The sequence below is a fragment of the Mycobacterium shunyiense genome, from assembly GCF_058270075.1.
This window is the reverse complement of record NZ_JBZDPU010000017.1, coordinates 22,272-41,811: the sequence shown is the minus strand read 5'-3', so window position 1 is coordinate 41,811 and position 19,540 is coordinate 22,272. Positions and strand designations below refer to the sequence as shown.

Below are 19,540 nucleotides of genomic sequence, written 5' to 3'. Positions count from 1 at the left end.
ATGTGGAATCCGGACACCTACCTCGCCTTCGCCGACCATCGGGGCCGGCCGTTCTACGACCTGCTCACACGGGTCGCGGCGGAGGCGCCACGCCGGGTGGTCGACCTGGGTTGCGGGCCGGGCAACCTCACCGAGACGCTCGCGCAGCGCTGGCCCGGAGCGACGCTGGAGGCCTGGGACAGCTCCCCGGAAATGGTCGCGGCAGCGCAGGCCCGCGGGCTCGAAGCACACGTCGGGGCGATCGAGGAGTGGACGCCGCAACCCGACACCGATGTGGTGATCACAAACGCAGCGCTGCAGTGGGTGCCCACCCATCGCGAACTCGTGGTGCGCTGGGCCGGGCAGTTGGCGCCGGGATCCTGGATCGCCTTCCAAGTGCCGGGCAATTTCGATGCCCCGTCCCATCATGCGGTGCGGGAACTGGCTCGTCGTGAACCGTTCATCGAGCCCTTGCGCGACATGCCGTGGCGCGATGTCGGCCAGGTGGACACGCCCGTCGAGTATGCCGGGCTGCTGACCGATGCGGGGTGTGTGGTGGACGCCTGGGAGACCACTTACGTGCACCAATTGACCGGCGAGACACCGGTTCTGGACTGGATCACCGGGACCGCGCTGACACAGGTCAAGGGTCGGCTGAGCGAGCAGATGTGGGAGCAATACCGCCAGACCATCATTCCGATGCTGGCCGAGGCCTACCCTCGGCGCGCTGACGGCACGACGTTCTTCCCGTTCCGTCGCGTGTTCGTGGTGGCGCGGGTGCGGTAGATCCGCCGCCGCCCGTGGAGCCGCCGCCCGTGGAGCCGCCGCCCGCCGATCCTGCGCCCGCCCATCCTGCGCCATTGTCACGCTGGAGTGGCACTCGAAGTCGAGTGCCACTCCAGCGTGACAAAGGGGACGTGGAGAGCGGTGGCGGGCGTGGAGAGCGGGCGTGGAGAGCGGCGGAGCCCGGCGCAGCGGGGGAGCCGGCATTACCTACGACGTAATCGACATGGGTACCTGCGCGGTCGACCATCGACGCATGCCTACGTTAGAGACCGCCGACCGCACCGACATCCACTACACCGATACCGGGTCCGGGCCGGTGCTGGTGTTCACCCACTCGTGGGGACTCAACTCGGGCCAGTGGAATCAGGTGATCGACCGCCTGGTGGACAAGGGCTTTCGGTGTGTCTCCTATGACCGGCGTGGGCACGGAAGCTCGGGCGCCTATGACGGTGAGTGGACCGTGGATCTGCTGGCCGACGACCTGGCCCGAGTGGTCGAACACCTGGATCTCGACGATGTGACGCTGGTGGGGCATTCGCTGGGCTGCGGGGAGATTGTGCGCTACCTCAGCAGGCACGGAACGGCACGGGTGAACCGCGCGGTGCTGGTGGCGGGGCAACTCCCGCTGGTGGTCAAGACACCGGACAACCCGGACGGTGTTCCAGAGGAGATGCTCGACGGAATCCTCGTCGAGCTGGAACGCGATGTGCGGCAATGGTGTATCGACAACGCCCCGCCGTTCTTCGAGGCCCACACCGTGGCGCCCGAGATCGTCGACTGGACGGTGGACCAGATTCGCCGCCGTGCCCGTCGAGACCCTGCTCGGCACCCAGAGCATGGGCGCCCACACCGACTACCGGGCCGAGCTCGCCGAACTCGACCTTCCGGTGCTGCTGGTCCACGGCGACGCCGACGCATCGACACCCATCGAACTCACCGGGCGACGCACCGCCGCGCTGCTGCCGCGCGCGGAGCTCATCGAGATCCCCGGTGCCGCCCACGGGCTGTACGTCACCCACACCGACCGCATCGTCGATGCGATCTGCGGAGTCTCAGCCGTACCCGCCGGTACTCCACCGATCGGCGGTTAGCGGCGGGTGCCGAGCAGGTCGATCACCTGCTGGACCAGGTCGTCGATGACGGCGCCGGTCGTGTCGAGCACCAGATCGGGGTTCTCGGGGGCCTCGTAGGGGGCGTCGACCCCGGTGAGCCCGGTGAGCTCGCCGGCGCGGGCCCGGGCGTAGAGGCCCTTGGGGTCCCGGCGTGCGCATTCCTCGACGGGCGTCGCCACATGCACCTCGATGAACGGCAGCTTGGCGGCCTCGTTGAGGGCCCGCGCGGTATCCCGATCCGACTTCAGCGGTGAGACGAGCGAGGCCAGGGCCACGACGCCGGCATCGGCCAGCAGCCGGGTCAAATGTCCGACGCGGCGGATGTTCTCGGTCCGGTCGCCGGCGGAGAAGCCGAGATCATCGGACAGGCCGTGGCGCAGATTGTCGCCGTCGAGCAGATACGCCACCTGACCCGATTCGACCAGGGCCCGCTCGACCGCCACCGCCAGCGTGGACTTGCCGGATGCGGGCAGGCCGGTGAACCAGATCGTGGCGCCGCGTTGTCCCGTGCTGTTCCAGCGGTAGTCGCGGTCCAGTGACGAAGGATGCCATTTGATGTCGGAGCGGTTGTGCCCGCTCGGCTTGAGTTCCCGGGCCTGCAGGATTATCCCGGCGCCGACGGTGTCGTTGGACACCTCGTCGATCAGGATAAACGCGCCGTTGTCGCGGTTGTCGGCGTAATTGTCCGCGACGAGCACCGAGCTGGTGCGCAGCGTGACCGAGCCGATGTCGTTGAGTGCCAGCTCAACCGGAGTCTCGACCTCGTCCAGGGTTTCCGGGTCCAGCTTGGTGTGCAACTCCTGGACCGTGGCCCGCACCGTGCGGGCGCCCTGCTTGAGCGCCAGCCGGTCGCCGGCGCGCAGCGGATCGTCGAAGAACCAGCACACCGTCGCGTCGACCTCACGGGCCAGCACCGGCAGCGCCGGGTCCGAGAGGCCACTGACGAGGACGTCGCCGCGGCCCACATCGATGTCGTCGGCCAGCTCGATCGAAACCGACAGCGGCGCAACGCCCACCGACCGGTCATCGTCGAGCGTGTCCAGGGCCGTCACGACCGAGCGGGTACCGGCCGGCAGGCTCACGACGGGGTCACCGACCTGAAGCGTGCCCGCGGACAGACGTCCGGTGTAGCGACGGCGCTGTTCCGCAGTCGGCCGCGACACCCATTGGACGGCGAGTCGCAGACTGGCCGGATCAGCATGCGGTGCAGACAGTTCGACGTTTTCGAGGTATTCGAGCAGGGTCGGCCCGTCGTACCAGGGGGTGTTCTCGGAGCGGTGCACCACGTTGTCGCCGAGCTTGGCCGCGATCGGGATGACCGTGAGATCCAGCCCGCCGAGCCGGTCGGCGACCTGCTGCAGCTCCCGCTCGACCTCGGCGAACCGGCCCTTGTCGAAGTCGACCAGGTCGATCTTGTTGACCGCCGCGACGAAGTGCGTGATACCCAACAGCTTCGCGATGCGGGCGTGGCGACGGGTCTGGCGCAGCACTCCGGCCCGGGCATCGACCAGCAGGATCGCCACATGCGCATTGGAGGCGCCGGTGAACATGTTGCGGGTGTAGCGCTCGTGCCCGGGGGTGTCGGCCAGGATGTAGCTGCGGGTGGCGGTGGAGAAGAAACGGTAGGCGACATCGATGGTGATGCCCTGTTCGCGTTCGGCGCGCAGCCCGTCGGACAGCGCGGCCAGATCGGCAATGCCTTCCGAATCGGTCACGGCCTCAAGATGATCCAGCGGCAGGCTGTCGGTGTCATGCAGCAGGCGGCCGATCAGGGTGCTCTTGCCGTCGTCCACCGAACCGGCGGTGGTGATGCGCAGCAGTTGACGCGTGGACATCAGGATCCTCGGTTCTTCGCGCGAGCGCTCATCAGAAATAACCCTCCCGTTTCCGGTCTTCCATCGCCGCAACAGATGTTCGGTCATCGGCGCGGGTCTCGCCGCGCTCGGAGACGGTGGCCGCTGAGATCTCGGTGATCACCTCGTCGATGGTGGTGGCCCGCGACCGTACGGCTCCGGTGATGGTCAGGTCGCCGACGGTGCGGTAGCGCACCCACTCCACCGCTGCCTTCTCGGGACCGGCGGGTACGGCGTACTCGGACACCGCGAGCAGGATGCCGTCGCGCTCGAACACCTCGCGCTCGTGGGCGAAGTAGATCGACGGCAGCTCAAGGTTTTCCAGCTCGATGTAGCGCCAGATGTCGAGTTCGGTCCAGTTCGAGAGCGGGAACACCCGCACCTGCTCACCCTTGCGGATCCGGCCGTTGTACAGCGACCACGGCTCGGGGCGCTGAGCCCGCGGGTCCCATTGACCGAACTCGTCACGGAAGCTGAGGATGCGTTCCTTGGCCCTGGCCCGTTCTTCGTCACGGCGGGCGCCGCCGAACGCCGCGTCGAATCCGCCGGCCTCCAGCGCGTCGAGCAGCGTGCGCGTCTGCTGGCGGTTGCGTGAGGCACCCGGCCCCGGATCGGCCACCCGACCGCTGTCGATGGTCTCCTGTACCGAGGCCACCACCAGCTTGTGCCCGAGCCCGGTGGTGCGGCGGTCGCGGAACTCGATGACCTCGTCGAAGTTGTGCCCGGTATCCACATGGAGTACCGGAAACGGCAACGGTGAGGGACGAAAAGCTTTCTCGGCCAACCGCAAAAGCACGATCGAATCCTTGCCCGCCGAGAACAGCAGCACCGGGCGCTGCAGTTCGGCGACGACCTCGCGGATGATGTGCACCGCCTCGGCTTCCAGCAGTCGCAGCTCGTCGACGTGCACGGTGTCAGTGCTTGGTGCTCTTCGCGCAAGCGGCTCATCGGCGCTCGTCATACCGGCAACCCCTCCTTCTCGGCATCGCGGCGGTAGCGGTCCACCCATTCGTCGGATCGCTGATCTGCCTGACGTTCCAGAACCGGCTGCGGCGCCAGTCGCGGGTCGAGGCCCAGTGCCTCCAGCACCGTGGCCACCACGGTCGTCAGGTTGCGCCACAGATACGGGTACGACACGTCGATGGGGGAGATGTTCTCCTCGGCGAACCAGGCGCGCCAGCCCTCCTCCTGGGCCTGCAGCAGCCGGATCACATGGGCGATGGCACCCGCGTGGTACTCGGCGCGGGCATCGCGCACCGGATCGGCCCGGCCGCGCCACACCCTGGTCTGCACCGCCCGCCAGAACGAAACCGCCTGCGACACAACGTCAGGACGGTAGACGTGGACGAGCACCGGGTCGCTGCCGGTGACATCGCGGATCGCGGCGAGCAGGCCGGGCCCGGATCGTTCGGGCAGACCCTCGGCACGCTCCAGCAGCAGCGGCGTCTGATTCCACATCAGCTTCCCGCCCCACACCCCGTTGGGAGTCCGGCCGACGGTGCGAATGTAGTCACGCCAGATCTCGGCCGGCGCCAGGTCCGGCTTGCCCTCGACCAGCGGGTCGAGCAGGCGCAGGATCGATTCGTCCTCGACACCGGCGAACCATTCCCGCGGCTGCGGCGACATACTCGTGGTCGGCAGGTACTGGAAAAACTCCTGGGGCTCACCGGCCATGCCGGTGGCACGCAGGGATTCCACCAGCAAGGTGCTGCCGCTGCGCTGAGACGCGAGCACCAGGTAGGCCGTCGGATGATCTGGCATGGGCGAGACTCTAATCATGATTTGTTTGCGGCGCCTATTTAACTCGGCGTCAAGAGTTTTCGTTCATCGTGAGGAAAACTATTGGTGGGTATCGGTGATGCCGCGGTCGGCGGCGATGGCCGATCTGCTGGTGGCCGGGCGGCCATGGATATGCAGATACGTCTCGGTGTAACGCTCCGATATCCGGGTGCCGGCGAATTCGGAGGGAATGACATCGAGCGTCTTCTCGCGCCAGTCGTTGAGTAACAGTGCCAGATCGTTGGCGATCGCCTCGGCCTTGTCGGTGACGTCCGCTCCCAGCAGGTTGTTGCTCTCGGTCGGGTCCGCGACGAGGTCGTACAGTTCGCGGCCGGGACGGGGGCTCAGGACGGTATCGCCGAGTGCGCGTCCCGAGGGGCTGTCGGCGATATCCCACGGCAGGTCCAACAATGGCCGCGCCGCGTAATTCTCGATATAGCTGTATTCCTTTGTGCGAATGGCGCGAATCGGGTCGAAAGAATCGTGATAGGTCTTTGTCGTATACACCCCGGACCGGACCTCTGCCGTTTCCGTGGGCGTCGCCGTGAGGTTGCTGGCGTGCGACAGGCCCTCGACCTCGTCGGGGATCTCGACGCCGAGGAGGTCGAGCAGGGTGGGTAGCAGATCGACCCCACTGAACAGTTCGTCATAGCGGCGTGGCGTTATGCGGGCGCCCCGCGGTGGGCGCACGATCACCGCGATGCCGGTGCCCGCGTCGTACAGCGTCGACTTGGCCCGTGGCAACGCCGGCCCGTGGTCGGTCATGAACACCACCCACGTGCTCTCGTCGAGACCGGTCGCGGCCAACGTCGCTAGCAGTTCACCCACCTTCGCGTCGGCGGCCGCGATCGATCCGTAGAACTCCGCGAGGTCGTCGCGCACCTCGGCGGTGTCAGGCAGATAGTCGGGAGGCTGGACGGACCCCGAATCGGCCGGTTCGTATCGCTCGCGCGGGTACGGTCGGTGCGTTTCGAAGAAGCCGGCGGTCAGCAGGAACGGTTGCCGCGGCGGAGCGGTCAGCCAGGCGTTGACCTGCTCGACGACGTATTCGCAGAACGAGTTCGACACGTCGTACTCGGCGTACCCCAGATTGGCCGGCTGCGAGGTTTCGTGTTGCATACCGAACAGGGCTGTGTGCCAGCCTGATTCGGCAAGGAAGTGCGGGAGCGTGCGTACCCCGGCGCGGTACTCCCAGCCGTGATGGGCCAGGCCCACCAGTCCGTTGCTCTGCGGGTAGCGACCGGTGAACAGCGAGCCCCGCGACGGTGAGCACAGCGGGGCGGTGGCGTGGGCACGGGTGAACAGCACCCCCTCGGCGGCGAGACGGTCGAGGTGCGGGCTGGTCACGTCCGAGTGGCCATATACGCCGAGGTAGCGCCCCAGATCATGCCAGTGCACGATCAGCAGGTTCTGCCGTTGCGGCTCCGTCACGTCACATCCTTTCCGTCCACCCTACGACCGAACAGCCTGAATGCGCCGCCCGCAACCGTTTGACTCATCGAGAGCTACTTATCCGGCGTATCGGGTGCGATGCCGTCGGTAGGGTGGACCCATGCCGACCGCCACCGATCCCGCTGCGGTCAGCGGTTATGAGGCCCGCTGGGAGCAGCACAACACCGAGCGGCGTGCCCAGATCCTGCAGGCAGCGGTGGCATTGGTCGAGGAGAATCCGCCGGGCACGGAAATCTCGATGGTGCGCATCGCGGAGCGCGCCGGGTTGGCGAAGTCGGTGGTGTACCGGCAGTTCACCGGCAAGGACGAGCTTGAGCGGCGGGTCCGGTCCTGGGTGTTCGACGATTTTGCCGCGGTTCTCGACACCAACCTCGATGTCTCGAACGGCTCCTTGCGCGACATCCTGACCCGCACCGTGGCGGCGGTTGCCGATTGGATGCTTGATCACCCGCGGCTCGATGACTTCGTCCGGCGCGGTCCGACGTTCGAGGGCGACGGCACACTCGACGCGGTCAGCGAGCTGAAGCTCCGGATGACCAGGCAGTCCGAGGAGGTCATCGCCGCGATCGCCCAAACTATCGGAGTGGACGACAGCGCGTTCAAGACCGTGCCGTTCGCGGTGGTGACGATGGTGGAAGCCACCTTGTCGGCGTGGATCCGTGGCGCGGCGCCAGAGCGCTCACGCGAAGAGGTCGTGACGCACCTCGCTGACTTCGCCTGGTACGTCCTGGACGGCGCGGCGCGCGCGAGCGGCCTGGAGATCAACCGCGACGACGAGTTCACGGCCGTGATCGCCGCGCTGACCAAGCGCTAGCTAGAGCAGTCCGGCGTTGTAATCGTCGACCAGGCTCCGCACGGTTTCCTGGGCGCAGGACTTGTTGGTCCCGATGAAGCCGGTCGGCCCACGTTTGATCCAGCCGGTCACGTACACGCCGCGCGTGACCCGGCCGCCCTCATGCGGGACCGTCGCGGTGTCTTCGTCGAACGGCAGTCCCGCCACCGGCCGGCCTCGGTAACCGATGGACGTCAGCACCAGGCCGGCGTCGATAACCCGTTCGCGCCCACTCGATTTCACCCGCACTGATCCGTCAGCCGCGGCGACCAGCTCGTTATGGACGAACTCCACACCCGTGGCTGCGGACCGGCCGCGGATCGCGGTCGGTGACAGCAGATATTCGAGCGCGATCCGGCGATGGCCCGCTCCGCGTGGCGCGGCGCGCAGAACCGCGGACCGGGGATCCGACCCGGGCCACATCCGCAGGTCCTCTTCACGCACGACGACGTCGACACCCGGTGTGGAGCACAGCCCGACCAGCTCGGGGATGGTGAACGCGGACTGCTCGATCCCGCGCCGCCCGACCACGACCACCTCTTCGATTGCACTGTGGCGCAGCGCTTCCAGGGCTGTGGGCGCGATGGCCGTACCCGCGAGCAGGTCCGGGTCGATCGTGAGGATGCGTGCGACGTCGAGTGCGACATTGCCGTTGCCGATCACAACGGCGCGTCGATGAGCCAGATCGAAGGAGCGGCCCGCGTGATCGGGATGACCGTTGTACCAGGCGACGAAGTCGGTGGCCGAGGTGACGCCGGGCAGGTCGATGCCGGGGATGTCGAGCCGACGGTCGGTTGAGGCACCGACGGCGTAGATGACGGCGTGGTGCTCATTCAGCAGCTCGTCATGGGTGATGTCGCTGCCGACCTCGACGCCCAGGCGCATCGACAGCCGGGGGTCGGCGGTGATCTGGTCGAACTGCCGGGCGACCCCGCGGGTGCGCTGGTGATCGGGGGCCACCCCGTACCGGGCCAAACCGTAGGGCTGCGTGAGCTTTTCATAGATCCGGACCCGGGCGCCGGGAATGGTCAGCACCTCTTCGGCGGCATACATCGCGGCCGGGCCCGATCCGACGATCGCCACGCGCAGGTCGCCCGCGCGCACCTGTAACGGCGGCACCACCGGGGCCAGCACCGGTCGGTGGCGCGGTGTGGCGTAGAAATCGGCGTTCAGTGTGGTGAACACGTCTTCGGCGGCGGTCAGCTTGGTATGCGGTTTGATCGCATCCACTGGGCATGCCGACACGCACGCGCCGCAATCGACACACTCGACCGGGTCGACGTAGAGCATCTGGGCGGTGTGGAAGTCAGGTTCGTCAGGCGTGGGGTGGATGCAGTTCACCGGGCAGGCGTAGACGCACGAGGCGTCGCTGCAGCAGGACTGTGTGATGACGTGCGGCATCAGGCGAGCGCAACCGCTTCACGGTCCGGCACGCCGCGGTAGCGGGCAGCCTCGCCGTCGATGCCGCAGCGCTTCCACACCCACCGGCCGACCCGGTTCATCAGCCCGAGCTCCTCGCTGAGAGAACGCATCTCGCCGAAGTATCCGGACAGGATCTTGCGTGAGTGCGGGCTGCGCCAGAACGCGTCCTTGATCACCGCCCGCGGAATCCCGAACTCCTCGCCGAACGACTTCGGGGGCGCCACGATCTCATGGGCCAGCCAGCGCAGCGTCAACGGAAATGCCACACACGCGAACGCCTTCATCTGCCAGGACCGTTCCGGCATATGGGTTTTGAGGAACTCGTGCGCCCAGGAGATGTGGCGGGCCTCTTCGGCGATGTGGATCTGCATGGTGCGCAGCACCGCGGGCGGAATGTTGGCGCCCTCGCGGATCAGGCCTTTCTGGAAATGGTCGATCGGCTCTTCACCGGCGAGGATGCCCGCCATGAACGCCGTCGGCGAGTACTGGCCGACCAGGCCGATGTACGGCGACAACCGACGGAACAGCGGCCGCATGCCGGGCACGTCGACGCCTGACCGGTTGACCAGCTCCTGGAACATCTGGATGTGGTTGCACTCCTCGGTCATCTCGTGCAATGCGTAACGGAACTCGGGCGAGTTGTTGGGCAGCTTCATGATGAACGCCATCAACCCGCGGATGAGGATGCTCTCGAACGCCGCGCCGACCTTGACGGAGTTGAGCGTTCGCCACCGGCCGATCTCGATCTGCCGGGCCGGCGGCTGGCTCTGATACCAGGCGGTGGCGCCGAGTGGGTCGACGTTCGGTGACAGCACCCACCTCGGATCGTCCAGGTCGATCGCCAGATCGGGGGAGTCCCACGCGATGTCCAGATAGGGATCGAAGCGGCGGCGCACGGAACCCTCGGACAGCGTCTGCAACAGATCCCGGTAGTCCGCATCCTGCCGTGCGGTCTCGGGAGAGGTGGAAGCCATGGCGACAATTTACCGAGACATTGGGTCTCGGTAAATACCGGATTTGTGGTGGAGTTTGCTACGGGTGGTACGGCACGCCGACCGCACGGAACACGTACTCCGGGCCGACATCGAAGGCCAGCGACCGGCGCGGCAGCCGCGTCAGCACCTCGTCCGGGATCTCGGTCTTGTAGTGCAGCGACAGTTTCCCGTGACCGCGCTTGTCGATCTGGGCCACGTCGGCCTGCAGCGTGAGCCCGGTCTCGCTGAGCTCGGCGTGCACCGCACCGACCTGCGGGGCCGACCAGGGCTGGTCGATGCTGCGGCCGGCGAGCTTGGGCAGGGTGGACATGGTGGCCAGTACCCGGTAGTTGGTGAGGACCAGTGAACCGGCGTAGCTGGCGACGCTCCCTGCCGATCGCGTTCCCGGGATCGATCCGGTGAAACGCCTGGTCACCGGGATGTACTCAGCGAGGAAGAGGATGCCTTCGGCTTCGGCCTCTGCCCGCAGACCCTCTGGCAGCCCGCCGATGTGCATCAGCTTTCGCAGGATCAGAGCCATGCCTTCGACGGTAGCGCGCAAACATGGCAAATCGATGGGAGCTGGTAGAGATTATCTGGTGGGAACTCGTGCCAGATGGCTGATCGTGACCGCGGCCCTGGCCGCCGTGCTGTACGCGGCGCTGTGGATCGGTTACGCGATGCAGTGGACCTGGCTGGCCGATGTCGACGCCGCGGGCCTGGCAGGTCCATACCGGTACGGCTCGGCGCATCCCGGCTGGGTGACCGCGTGGGACGTGTTCTGCACCGTGCTCGGGCCGTTCGCCTTCCGGTTGCTGGCTTTGGTGATGATCGTCGTCGCGCTGGTGCGCCGACGGTGGCGCATCGCGTGGTACCTGGTGTTGACCATCGAGCTCAGCGCCGTGATCACCGAGGCGGCCAAGTTCCTGGTCGACCGTCCGCGGCCGTCCACCGCGCTGGTCCACGCCCTGTCCACCTCGTTCCCGTCCGGGCACGCGCTGGGGGTGATGGTCTCGGTACTGACTCTGTTGGCCCTGGCGTGGCCGGCACTGCGCCCCAACCTGCGGGCGTGGTGGGTGGCCGCAGGCGTGCTCGTCATCGTCGCGATCGGCGTGGGCCGGGTGGTGCTCAACGTCCACCATCCCTCGGATGTGCTGGCCGGCTGGGCGTTGGGCTACGTCTGGTTCGCGGCCGTGTTCCTGCTGTACCCGCCGTACCCGTCGGCGATCACGGCAGCGGACGAAACACCGGTAGCGCCCGGTACCGCACGGTGAAGCTTGCCTCGCTGAGCGCCTCACCAACCTCCCCGTCGTGGGCCAGTGTGGTGGGCCCGTCGACCACGACGAACCGGAACTCCGGCACCTGAAGCTCGTGATAGAGCGGGCTGCGTTCGAGCCGTCCCAACGCGACGGCCGTCGCGATGCGCAGTCGGCTGAACCTTCGCCCGGTCTCCAGGATCCGCACGTCAATCAGGCCGTCGTCGAGCCGCGGCCGCTGTGATGGGGCGAACCCGGACGGGAAGTACGTCGAATTGCCCAGGAAGAACAGCTCCGTCTCAAGGGTTTTGTCGTCGTAGCTGATCCGCACCGGCGCTTCCCGGCGCAGCGTCAGATACAGCGCGTACATCCCGGCCAGTCGCTTGCCCATCCGGTGTTCGAGCTTCTCGCGCATCCGCACGTAGTTCGGGTAGGCGCCGATGCTGGCGGTGTTGATCACCATGCGTTCCTCGTTGAGGCACACCAGGTCGACGTAGGCCGCGGCGCCGTCCTTGATCGCCGCCACGGTGCGGGCCACCGTGTCGCAACCGATGTCCTTGGCGAAGTGGTTGAACGTCCCGCCGGGGAACACCGCGAGCGGGACCCCCGCCTCGACGGCGATGCCCGCCGCGCACGCCACCGTGCCGTCGCCGCCGCCCACCGCGAGCACGTCGACGCGGGCCGCCGTCTCGCGTAACACCGTCTCGATGTCATCGTCGTCACCGAGTTCGACGATCTCGGTGCGCGGCAGAGCGTTACGCACGTCGTCGACGATCCGTGCGCCCGTCCCGTCGCCGGAGGCCGGGTTGATCACCAGTGCCACGCCGGCACCGTCCGGTCGGGGCTCGGTGCGATATCGCAGCGGTTCGGAGCGGGGCAGGGTGGCGGTCGGGATAGTCGGGACGATGCGGGCGCCGAGGACCGCGATCGCGGCGCCGATGCCGAACCCGGCGAACACGTCGCCGGGATAGTGCGCACCGGTGGCCACCCGGGACAGCCCGACCAGGCCGGCGAGCAGCGCCAGCGGCAGGCCGGCGGCCGGGGATTCCAGGCCAACGGCCACCGCGAAGGCCGCCGCGCTCGCGGAGTGTCCCGACGGCAGGGAATGCGAGGTGGGGACGCGTCGGGTCCGCCGGGCCAACGGGATCAGGCTGCGGTCGGGGCGGGGCCGCCGCCAGATCCGTTTGGCCACCTGGTTGGTCACCAGGCTGGTTATCGCCAGGCTGACGACGCCTCGCGCGGCGCCACGCCGCAGCGATGTGCCGCCCAGCGCACCCATGGCGGCCGCGATGGCAAACCACAGCTTGGAATGATCTGCGGCCCGCGTCAGTCCGGGCATCACGGAATCCAGTAGGGGGCTCGGTGACTCGGCGACCGCTTCGAAGACCTCGCGGTCCAGTGTGCCGAGGCCCTTGCCGATCGCGCGAACGTCCATGTCGCCAACGTAGCCGGTCGCGACCGGATCGTGCTCCAAGCTTTATCCGCCCGAGAGGCACGCCGACGACGATGGACGGATGCGCCGACTGCTCGCCATGCTGTGTGCCGGGGTGTTGGCTCTGGCATGCGCGCCCACGGCCGGCGCCGTCGACCCGCCCTGGTTCGCCCCGTCGGTGGGTAACGCCACCCAGGTGATTTCCGTTGTCGGAGTGGGTGGTTCGAAGGCGAAGATGGATGTCTGGCAGCGCGGGCCGGCAGGCTGGCAGCCGGTGGCCGCCGGGATTCCGGCCAACATCGGCTCCAATGGCATGGCCTCGCAGACCCATGACGGGGAGATGAAGACGCCCATGGGCGTCTTCAGCCTCGACTTCGCGTTCGGTACCGCCCCCAATCCCGGTGGCGGGCTGCAGTACGTCCAGGTGACGCCTGATCACTGGTGGGACGGGGACATGAAGAGCCCGACCTACAACACCATGCAGGTGTGCAAGAAGGCGCAGTGCCCGTTCAACACCGACCCGGCCAGCGGCACCGAGAACCTCGACATCACCGCTTACAAACACGCCATCGTGATGGGCGTCAACAAGGCACGGGTGCCCGGCAACGGTGGCGCGTTCTTCGTGCACACCACTGATGGCGGGCCGACCGCCGGTTGCGTGGCGATCGACGACGCCATGCTCGTCAAGATCATGCAGTGGCTACGGCCGGGCGCCGTGATCGCCGTCGCGCAATAGCTCAAAGATTGAGGGCGGCACCGGGCTCGAGCTTGAAGTTGAGCCCCTCCAGCGAGAGGGTGGCGTCGTAGGTGCGGTCGTAGCCGGTGCTGCTGATCTTCCAGCCGTCGGCGGTGCGGCGGTAGGTGTCGTGGTAGAACGCCGAGCCGAACAGCATGAAGTTCATGCTGGGGACGATCACGCGGTCCTGGAGGTACCAGGTGGCGGTGGCGTCGTCGCCGTTGACCTCGATCTCGGGGTGCGCGACGCGATGTTCGGTGATGACCTCGGGACCCAGTGAGGCCTTCATGTACTCCACCAGCGAGTCGCGCTCGGTGAAGTGCAGCGTCTTGCCCATGGACTGTCCGTAGTCGCCCGCGACGTCCTCGGTGAGGGTGTCGGCGAACTCGTCCCAGTGCTTGGTGTCGAGCGCACGCAGGTACCGGTATTTGACTTGCTTGATGTCGTCGATGTCACCCATGCCCGACATTGGAGCACACCGCCCACAGCGGGTGTGACGCTATGCCGAACGCGTGAGGTCGCGGGTGGCCGGTCCCTCGATCAGGGTGCCGTCCGGCGCGAAGCGGGACCCGTGTAGTGGGCAGTCCCAGGACTTGTCGGCGTCGTTCCAGTTCACGATGCCGCCCAGGTGGGGGCACACGGGCGACACGGTGCGCTCGACTCCGTCGACGACGCTGCGTGCTTGCAGACGCCACGGCGGCCCGCTGACCACGCCGCAGTCCTCGGTGGCGGGCCTACCGATGCGGGTGACCGGAGCGATCCAGCCCTTGGCCATGTTCAGTCCGACGGTCAGATTGGCCTGCACCGCAGTGGCGACGCCGGACAGCTCGTGCGGGCTCCAGCTTGCGAAGGCCTCGGCCCAGTCCATCCGACCGCCCAGGATCCGGCCCGTCAGCGCCAGTGCGGCGGCCACCCCGTTGGTCATGCCCCATTTGTCGAAACCCGTTGCCACCAAGATCTCTTCGTGCCCCGGCAGGATCGGGCCGACGTAAGGAAGGGCGTCGATGGGTGAATAGTCCTGTGCGGACCAGAAGTGCGTCTGGAGGGACCCGGGCCAGTGCTGCTTGGCCCACGACGCCAGCTCGTCGGTGGCGGCAGCGGGGTCGCTGCCGCGCCCGACTGGGTGGCCGGCACCGCCGACGATGAGCCGCTCGCCGTCGGCAGTCGGCGCCGAACGTATTGAGCGGGTTGGGGAGTCGGTCGAGATGAACATGCCGCGGGTGATATCGCCCGGTACCTGGAATGCCATGCAGTAGGAGCGGTGAGGAGTCAGTCGCGCGAAGAATCCACCCCGGTCCAGAATAGGAACGCCGGTGGCCAGTACGCAGCGATCGGCGACTACGTCGATCTCGTTGCCGGTATTCGTCCGCACCCGGAGTTTGAGGCGAGCCCCACCCTCATGGCTTACGCGTTGCACCCTGGCGCCCTCGACCAGTCGCCCTTCGCGTTCGTGCAGTTCGGCGGTCAGGCTGTCCAGGAACGGCATGGGATCGAACTGAGCCTGATCGGCCAACCGGACTCCACCATGGAACGGAAAGGGCACGTCGGCGTCATCGACCCATTCGACATCGAGGCCCGCGGCCTGGCAGGCCTTCAGTTCGGCCTTGGCCTTTGCCATCCCGCTGGGTGACTGCGCGTAGGTGTAGGCGGCCTCGTGCTGCAGGCCGATCTGCCGCTGCTCGCAGTAGTCGATCAGCCACTGCTGACCTTCGAGGTTGCCCTGGGCGTACTGTCGGGCCACGTCGGGCGAATGCTTGCCCACGATGTCGGTCATCCGGGTGCCTTGCAGCAGGCTGATCTTCGCGGTGGTGTTGCCGGTCGCCCCGGCACCGGCGGTGCGCCCCTCCAGGACCAGCACATCTCGCCCGGCCCGTGCCAGTAGGACGGCGGTGACCAGGCCGGTGATCCCGGCGCCGACCACGACGACGTCCGCGCTCCGCGCGGATTCCTCGTCGAGAGTGGGCACGATGCGGTGCTCGGGGCGGTCGGCAAGCCAGAGTGACGTCACGGATATGGCTGTACCCGCAGGTGGGGAACTCAAACGTAGGTTGAGAGCGGTGCTCCTGGCGATGGTAAAAGCGTTGAAGCGAAACAGCTTTGGGTGTGGGGCTGAGAAGTGTGCCCGATTCGTCGGTGCGGTCTCTGTCAGGTGGGGTCCCTCCCGGCCGCTGTGGCGAGTGTGCAGGCTTTCGTGACGGACACTCGATGTCCGGCTCAACAAGCTGCACACTCGTCGCAGCCGCCCGGACAATCGTTGCCAGGCGTCCTGCCTGGCAGCCATCTGCAGTAACCATCTGCGTTCCTGTGTGTCGCATGAGCGTTGCTGAAGCAGTCAAAACCGCACCGGCGGAACGGGCTTCGCCGGGCTACTGCGGAGTGTCGAGGGGCCCCGGGCCGGCAGTGCGGCTATCGTGGCGTGCGTTATGAGCGGCCCGTTGGGGTTGTCGATCGGGACCACCAACTTGGTTGCGGCGCGTGTCGGCAATCAACCTGTCAGCCGGCGTTCGGTGTTGACCTTGTCGACCGACCGGACGCCGCAGGTCGGCGTGCCCGAATCCGGTCCCGGTGTCACGCTCGGCGGATTCGTCGAGCGGGTCGGCGACCCGGTTCCGCTGGTGGCGCCCGATGGTGCGTCCTATCCCGCCGACACCCTGTTGGTCGAGGCCCTCGATGCGATGGTCGAGCTGGTCGGCGGACCCTCCGACCAGCTGGCGATCGCGGTGCCCGCGCACTGGGGTGCGCCCACCTTGCGGGCCCTGCGCAACGCGCTGCGGCACAACCCCAGCCTGTCGCGTGACGGTCGGCCCGCCCGGCTCGTCCCCGATGCCGTCGCCTCGCTGGCGGCGCTGCGTGCCAATCCGGGCCTGCCGTCCAACGGCGTGGTGGCCCTGCTGGATTTCGGCGGCGGCGGTACCAGCATCACGCTGGCCGACGCCGCGGCGGCCTTCGAGCCGATCGACGAGACCACCCGCTATTCCGATTTCTCCGGTGACCAGATCGATCAGGCGCTGCTGACCCATGTGCTCGAGGGTGTCGCCCAGGCCGGCGGTATCGATCCGGCCGGCACCGCGGCGGTCGGATCCCTGGCCCGGCTGCGCGAGGAGTGCCGTCAGGCCAAGGAACGGCTGTCGGCGGAGACCGCCACCGATCTGGTGGTCGAGCTGCCCGGATATTCGGCCACGGTGCGGGTCACCCGCACCGAACTCGAAGGGCTGATGCAGGCACCGCTCGCCGGTGCGTTGGATGCGCTGGAAAAGGCCTTGGAGCGCAACGGGATCAGCTGGCCGGCGGTGTCGGCAGTGGTGACCATCGGTGGTGGCGCCAGTATTCCGCTTGTCACCCAACAGCTTTCGCAGCATTCGCAGGCGCAGGTGGTGACCACGCCGCAACCGGCGCTGGATGCCGCCATCGGGGCCGCGTTGTCCGCCGCCTACTCCGCAGACGCCGAGGCGCAGACGGGCGTGGCTCCCACCCTTGGCGCGGCGGCGGTGCCCCCGCTGGCCGAAATGCCTGCCGGTGCAGGAGGTTCTGAGGCGTCGTCGACGTTCCGGGCGCTGGCATGGTCCGAAGACGACGCGGGCGACGACGTGGTGCCGTACACCGGTCCCGATCTGGTGGAGTCCTACGGCAGTGAGACCGCGGCGCGTCCGGCGGTGCAGTACGTTCCGCCGACGGGCCCCATCGAGCAGCCGCGTGGCGGGTGGGAGCGGTTGCCGCTGACGGTCTTCGCGGTGGCCGCGGCGTTGGTCCTGGTCGCCATCGGTGGTGTGACGTATGCGTTGACCAGTGCGACTGGTACCGCGCCGAGTTCGGAGGTCAAGCCACCCGAGCCCAAACCGTTGCCTCCGCAGGAAGTGGCGCCGAGTCCGGTCGCACCCCCGCCGCCGGCCGAGCCGCCGCCGGCTCCCGAGCCCGTTACCCAGGCACCCGCGCCGCCGCCGGTCACCGTCACTCAGGCGCCCCCGCCCCCGCCGCCGCCCGTGACAGAGACACACGTCGTCACGCAGACGACGACGCCTCCTCCGGTCACGACCACCACGACCACTACGACGACCACCACGACGCCGCCGACCACCACCACTACAACGACACCGACCACAACCACCACGACGACGAACCCGATGACGACGACGTATGTCACCGTGCCGTTCGTCCCGGTGCCCATTCCGATCCAGGTGCCGAACCGTGGCGAGACGCAGCAACCCCAGTACCCGTATCAGCCGCAGTACCCCTACCAACAGCAGCCGCAGAATCCGTTCCAGCCCTATCCCTGATGGTGTTGCTCGGCTCGAAAAGTGTTGCGCGCATTCTCAATACAGTGAACTGACGGCAGCGCAACGGTCCGCGCCATGTGGGCGGGAAGGGTTAACCTCGGGCGAGGACTGACGGCGTGGTTGGGCAATACGCTGCCGGCCGCGTGGTTCGGCTGTACCTTCTCGGTCAAAACCGGGAGGAACGATGAAGCGCATTCATGCCGTCGCCGTGGGCGCCATGGCAGTCGTCGCCGCAGGGATGTCGGTCGGCCCCGCTGCAGCAACTCCGGCCGAGGGCGACGTCGTGCGCACCGATCTCGGCAAAGGCACCACCACCGCGCCGATCTGGGTGTTCACCGCGGGTCAGCCCACCACGCTGCATGTCCACGGGCTGGTGCTCAAACCCGGCGCCGGCAGCGGTTGGCACACCCATCCCGGACCGGAGCAGTCGGTGATCAACGAGGGCGCCGTGGTGGTGCAGACCGCGGTCGACTGCGTACCTGCGGAGTACACCGCGGGCCAGGCGGTCGTCATTCCCGCCGGCGTGCCCCACCGGGTGAACAACGAGGGCGCTGCCGACGCCGATGTCGTCGTCACCTACACGCTGCCCGCCGACGCTCCGGTGCGGGACGACGCGCCCGCACAGTGCCTCTAGCTGGGGAAACGGGCTTGCGACCACGAAACTTTGGGCAGGGGGCGAATATCTCGGTAAGAGTTCGGTTAAAGTTCTGCTGTGCCTGAGATGGATCGTCGCAGTGTGATGTTCATGATGGGTCTGGGGGTGGCGGCGGCAGCGCTGCCGGCCGGGACGGCCAACGCCGACCCAGCCGCACCCGGTCCCGCCGCGCCCGGAGCGCCCACCCCGCCGGCTGCTACCGCAGCGTCGCCGACGTTCCTGTTCCAGGACGAGTTCAACGGCCCGGCCGGCTCTCCGCCGGACCCTGCATGGTGGCATCTGATCCCGGAGCGCGAGACCATCAAGAACCCGGTCGAGTGGGATAAGCCGTTCAACATGGGCCGCTACGTCACCGACACCGAGCACGCGTTCCAGGATGGCAAGGGCAACCTGGTGATCCGCGCGACGCGCGGTCCCGGCACCACCGTTCAGGAGAAGTACGCCAGCGCCAAGGTCGTCGGAAACTGGCGCGGTGGCATCGGCACCACGTGGGAGGCCCGGGTCAAGCTCAACTGCCTGACCGACGGCGCCTGGCCCGCGTTCTGGCTCCTCAACGACGATCCCGTCCGCGGCGGCGAGGTCGACCTCGTCGAGTGGTACGGCAACCGTGACTGGCCGTCGGGCTCCACGGTGCACGCCCGGCTGGACGGCGAGTCCTTCGCCACCAACCCGCACCCCATCGACAGCGGCTGGCACACCTGGCGGATGTCGTGGACGCCGCAGGGAATGTACTTCTGGAAGGACTATGCCCCGGGCATGGATCCTTTCTTCGAGGTCCCGGCAAACTCGTTGGAAGACTGGCCTTTCAATGATCCGGGCTACACCCTGGTGCCGGTGTTCAACATCGCCGTCGGCGGCTCCGGTGGCCGCGATCCGAGCGGTGGCAGCTACCCGGCCGAGATGCTGGTCGACTGGATCCGCGTCTTCCAGGGCTGAGCTTTCGTCCGGATCTTCCTCCCGCTATACCTTGCTTTGTCACGCTGGAGTGGCACTCGAAG

18 protein-coding genes and 1 pseudogene are annotated in these 19,540 nt (G+C 67.6%); 9 read left to right on the top strand and 10 right to left on the bottom strand.

The genetic code is table 11. From position 1 onward, the window contains the following. The 3 genes and pseudogenes from AC4ELH_RS21230 to AC4ELH_RS21220 all read left to right on the top strand — a co-directional run bounded on the left by AC4ELH_RS21230 (position 1) and on the right by AC4ELH_RS21220 (position 1,856). Positions 1-765, top strand: a complete 765-nt coding sequence (locus tag AC4ELH_RS21230; RefSeq protein ID WP_498886433.1) for a trans-aconitate 2-methyltransferase — start codon at positions 1-3, stop codon at positions 763-765. A gap of 223 nt (positions 766-988) precedes the next feature. Then, positions 989-1,624 (top strand): annotated as a pseudogene (locus AC4ELH_RS21225) (alpha/beta fold hydrolase); the annotation flags it as partial. After that, on the top strand, positions 1,602-1,856 hold the full coding sequence (locus AC4ELH_RS21220) for an alpha/beta fold hydrolase (RefSeq protein ID WP_498886875.1): 255 nt from the start codon (positions 1,602-1,604) through the stop codon (positions 1,854-1,856). The pseudogene AC4ELH_RS21225 and the gene AC4ELH_RS21220, both read left to right, overlap by 23 nt. Here AC4ELH_RS21220 and cysC read toward each other — a convergent pair. The 4 genes from cysC to AC4ELH_RS21200 form a co-directional block, all read right to left on the bottom strand. Then, the gene (gene cysC, locus AC4ELH_RS21215; RefSeq protein WP_498886431.1) at positions 1,853-3,712 is read right to left on the bottom strand and encodes an adenylyl-sulfate kinase; all 1,860 of its coding nucleotides are present in this window, start codon (positions 3,710-3,712) and stop codon (positions 1,853-1,855) included. The two genes, AC4ELH_RS21220 and cysC, sit on opposite strands and share 4 nt — an antisense overlap. A 31-nt stretch (positions 3,713-3,743) precedes the next feature. Then, positions 3,744-4,691, bottom strand: a complete 948-nt coding sequence (gene cysD / locus AC4ELH_RS21210; protein WP_448449030.1) for a sulfate adenylyltransferase subunit CysD — start codon at positions 4,689-4,691, stop codon at positions 3,744-3,746. After that, positions 4,688-5,491, bottom strand: coding sequence for a trehalose 2-sulfotransferase (gene stf0 / locus AC4ELH_RS21205; RefSeq protein ID WP_064957666.1), 804 nt, complete (start codon positions 5,489-5,491; stop codon positions 4,688-4,690). The genes cysD and stf0 overlap by 4 nt, the downstream gene beginning before the upstream one ends. 78 nt (positions 5,492-5,569) lie before the next feature. Beyond that, positions 5,570-6,940 carry a sulfatase family protein gene (locus AC4ELH_RS21200; protein ID WP_448449031.1) on the bottom strand — a complete coding sequence of 457 codons (1,371 nt, stop codon included), beginning with the start codon at positions 6,938-6,940 and terminating at the stop codon, positions 5,570-5,572. 121 nt (positions 6,941-7,061) lie between these two features. On the opposite strand from AC4ELH_RS21200, the gene AC4ELH_RS21195 reads away from it, so the two are divergent. Then, positions 7,062-7,775 carry a TetR/AcrR family transcriptional regulator gene (locus tag AC4ELH_RS21195; protein ID WP_064877745.1) on the top strand — a complete coding sequence of 238 codons (714 nt, stop codon included), beginning with the start codon at positions 7,062-7,064 and terminating at the stop codon, positions 7,773-7,775. Here AC4ELH_RS21195 and AC4ELH_RS21190 read toward each other — a convergent pair whose 3' ends face one another. From AC4ELH_RS21190 to AC4ELH_RS21180, 3 genes are read right to left on the bottom strand one after another with little or no spacing between them, the layout of a single operon-like run. Continuing rightward, positions 7,776-9,194: an FAD-dependent oxidoreductase gene (locus tag AC4ELH_RS21190; protein ID WP_448449032.1), complete on the bottom strand. Its 1,419-nt coding sequence runs from the start codon at positions 9,192-9,194 to the stop codon at positions 7,776-7,778. Continuing rightward, positions 9,194-10,189, bottom strand: coding sequence for an AurF N-oxygenase family protein (locus AC4ELH_RS21185; protein ID WP_448449033.1), 996 nt, complete (start codon positions 10,187-10,189; stop codon positions 9,194-9,196). Before AC4ELH_RS21185 ends, AC4ELH_RS21190 begins: the two co-directional genes overlap by 1 nt. Before the next feature lie 58 nt (positions 10,190-10,247). After that, on the bottom strand, positions 10,248-10,730 hold the full coding sequence (locus tag AC4ELH_RS21180; protein ID WP_064877751.1) for a hypothetical protein: 483 nt from the start codon (positions 10,728-10,730) through the stop codon (positions 10,248-10,250). A gap of 58 nt (positions 10,731-10,788) precedes the next feature. Here AC4ELH_RS21180 and AC4ELH_RS21175 point away from each other — a divergent pair, with 58 nt between their 5' ends. Beyond that, positions 10,789-11,463, top strand: a complete 675-nt coding sequence (locus tag AC4ELH_RS21175) for a phosphatase PAP2 family protein (protein ID WP_463806463.1) — start codon at positions 10,789-10,791, stop codon at positions 11,461-11,463. On the opposite strand, the gene AC4ELH_RS21170 is transcribed toward AC4ELH_RS21175, so the two are convergent. Further along, positions 11,417-12,880: a bifunctional phosphatase PAP2/diacylglycerol kinase family protein gene (locus AC4ELH_RS21170; RefSeq protein ID WP_463806464.1), complete on the bottom strand. Its 1,464-nt coding sequence runs from the start codon at positions 12,878-12,880 to the stop codon at positions 11,417-11,419. The genes AC4ELH_RS21175 and AC4ELH_RS21170 overlap by 47 nt on opposite strands. 79 nt (positions 12,881-12,959) lie before the next feature. Between AC4ELH_RS21170 and AC4ELH_RS21165 the strand changes: the two genes are divergently transcribed. Further along, positions 12,960-13,613, top strand: coding sequence for a L,D-transpeptidase family protein (locus AC4ELH_RS21165; protein WP_498886427.1), 654 nt, complete (start codon positions 12,960-12,962; stop codon positions 13,611-13,613). A gap of 1 nt (position 13,614) precedes the next feature. On the opposite strand, the gene AC4ELH_RS21160 is transcribed toward AC4ELH_RS21165, so the two are convergent. Both AC4ELH_RS21160 and AC4ELH_RS21155 read right to left on the bottom strand, forming a co-directional pair. Next, on the bottom strand, positions 13,615-14,073 hold the full coding sequence (locus AC4ELH_RS21160; protein WP_169619053.1) for a nuclear transport factor 2 family protein: 459 nt from the start codon (positions 14,071-14,073) through the stop codon (positions 13,615-13,617). 39 nt (positions 14,074-14,112) lie between these two features. Beyond that, on the bottom strand, positions 14,113-15,621 hold the full coding sequence (locus AC4ELH_RS21155; protein WP_498886424.1) for an FAD-dependent oxidoreductase: 1,509 nt from the start codon (positions 15,619-15,621) through the stop codon (positions 14,113-14,115). Positions 15,622-16,036: 415 nt separating this feature from the next. Here AC4ELH_RS21155 and AC4ELH_RS21150 point away from each other — a divergent pair, with 415 nt between their 5' ends. From AC4ELH_RS21150 to AC4ELH_RS21140, 3 genes are all read left to right on the top strand, one after another. After that, positions 16,037-17,887, top strand: a complete 1,851-nt coding sequence (locus AC4ELH_RS21150) for an Hsp70 family protein (RefSeq protein WP_498886422.1) — start codon at positions 16,037-16,039, stop codon at positions 17,885-17,887. A gap of 184 nt (positions 17,888-18,071) precedes the next feature. Continuing rightward, positions 18,072-18,521, top strand: a complete 450-nt coding sequence (locus AC4ELH_RS21145) for a cupin domain-containing protein (RefSeq protein WP_498886421.1) — start codon at positions 18,072-18,074, stop codon at positions 18,519-18,521. Between the two features lie 87 nt (positions 18,522-18,608). Continuing rightward, positions 18,609-19,478: a glycoside hydrolase family 16 protein gene (locus AC4ELH_RS21140; RefSeq protein WP_064957656.1), complete on the top strand. Its 870-nt coding sequence runs from the start codon at positions 18,609-18,611 to the stop codon at positions 19,476-19,478. The last annotated feature ends 62 nt before the right edge of the window (positions 19,479-19,540 follow it).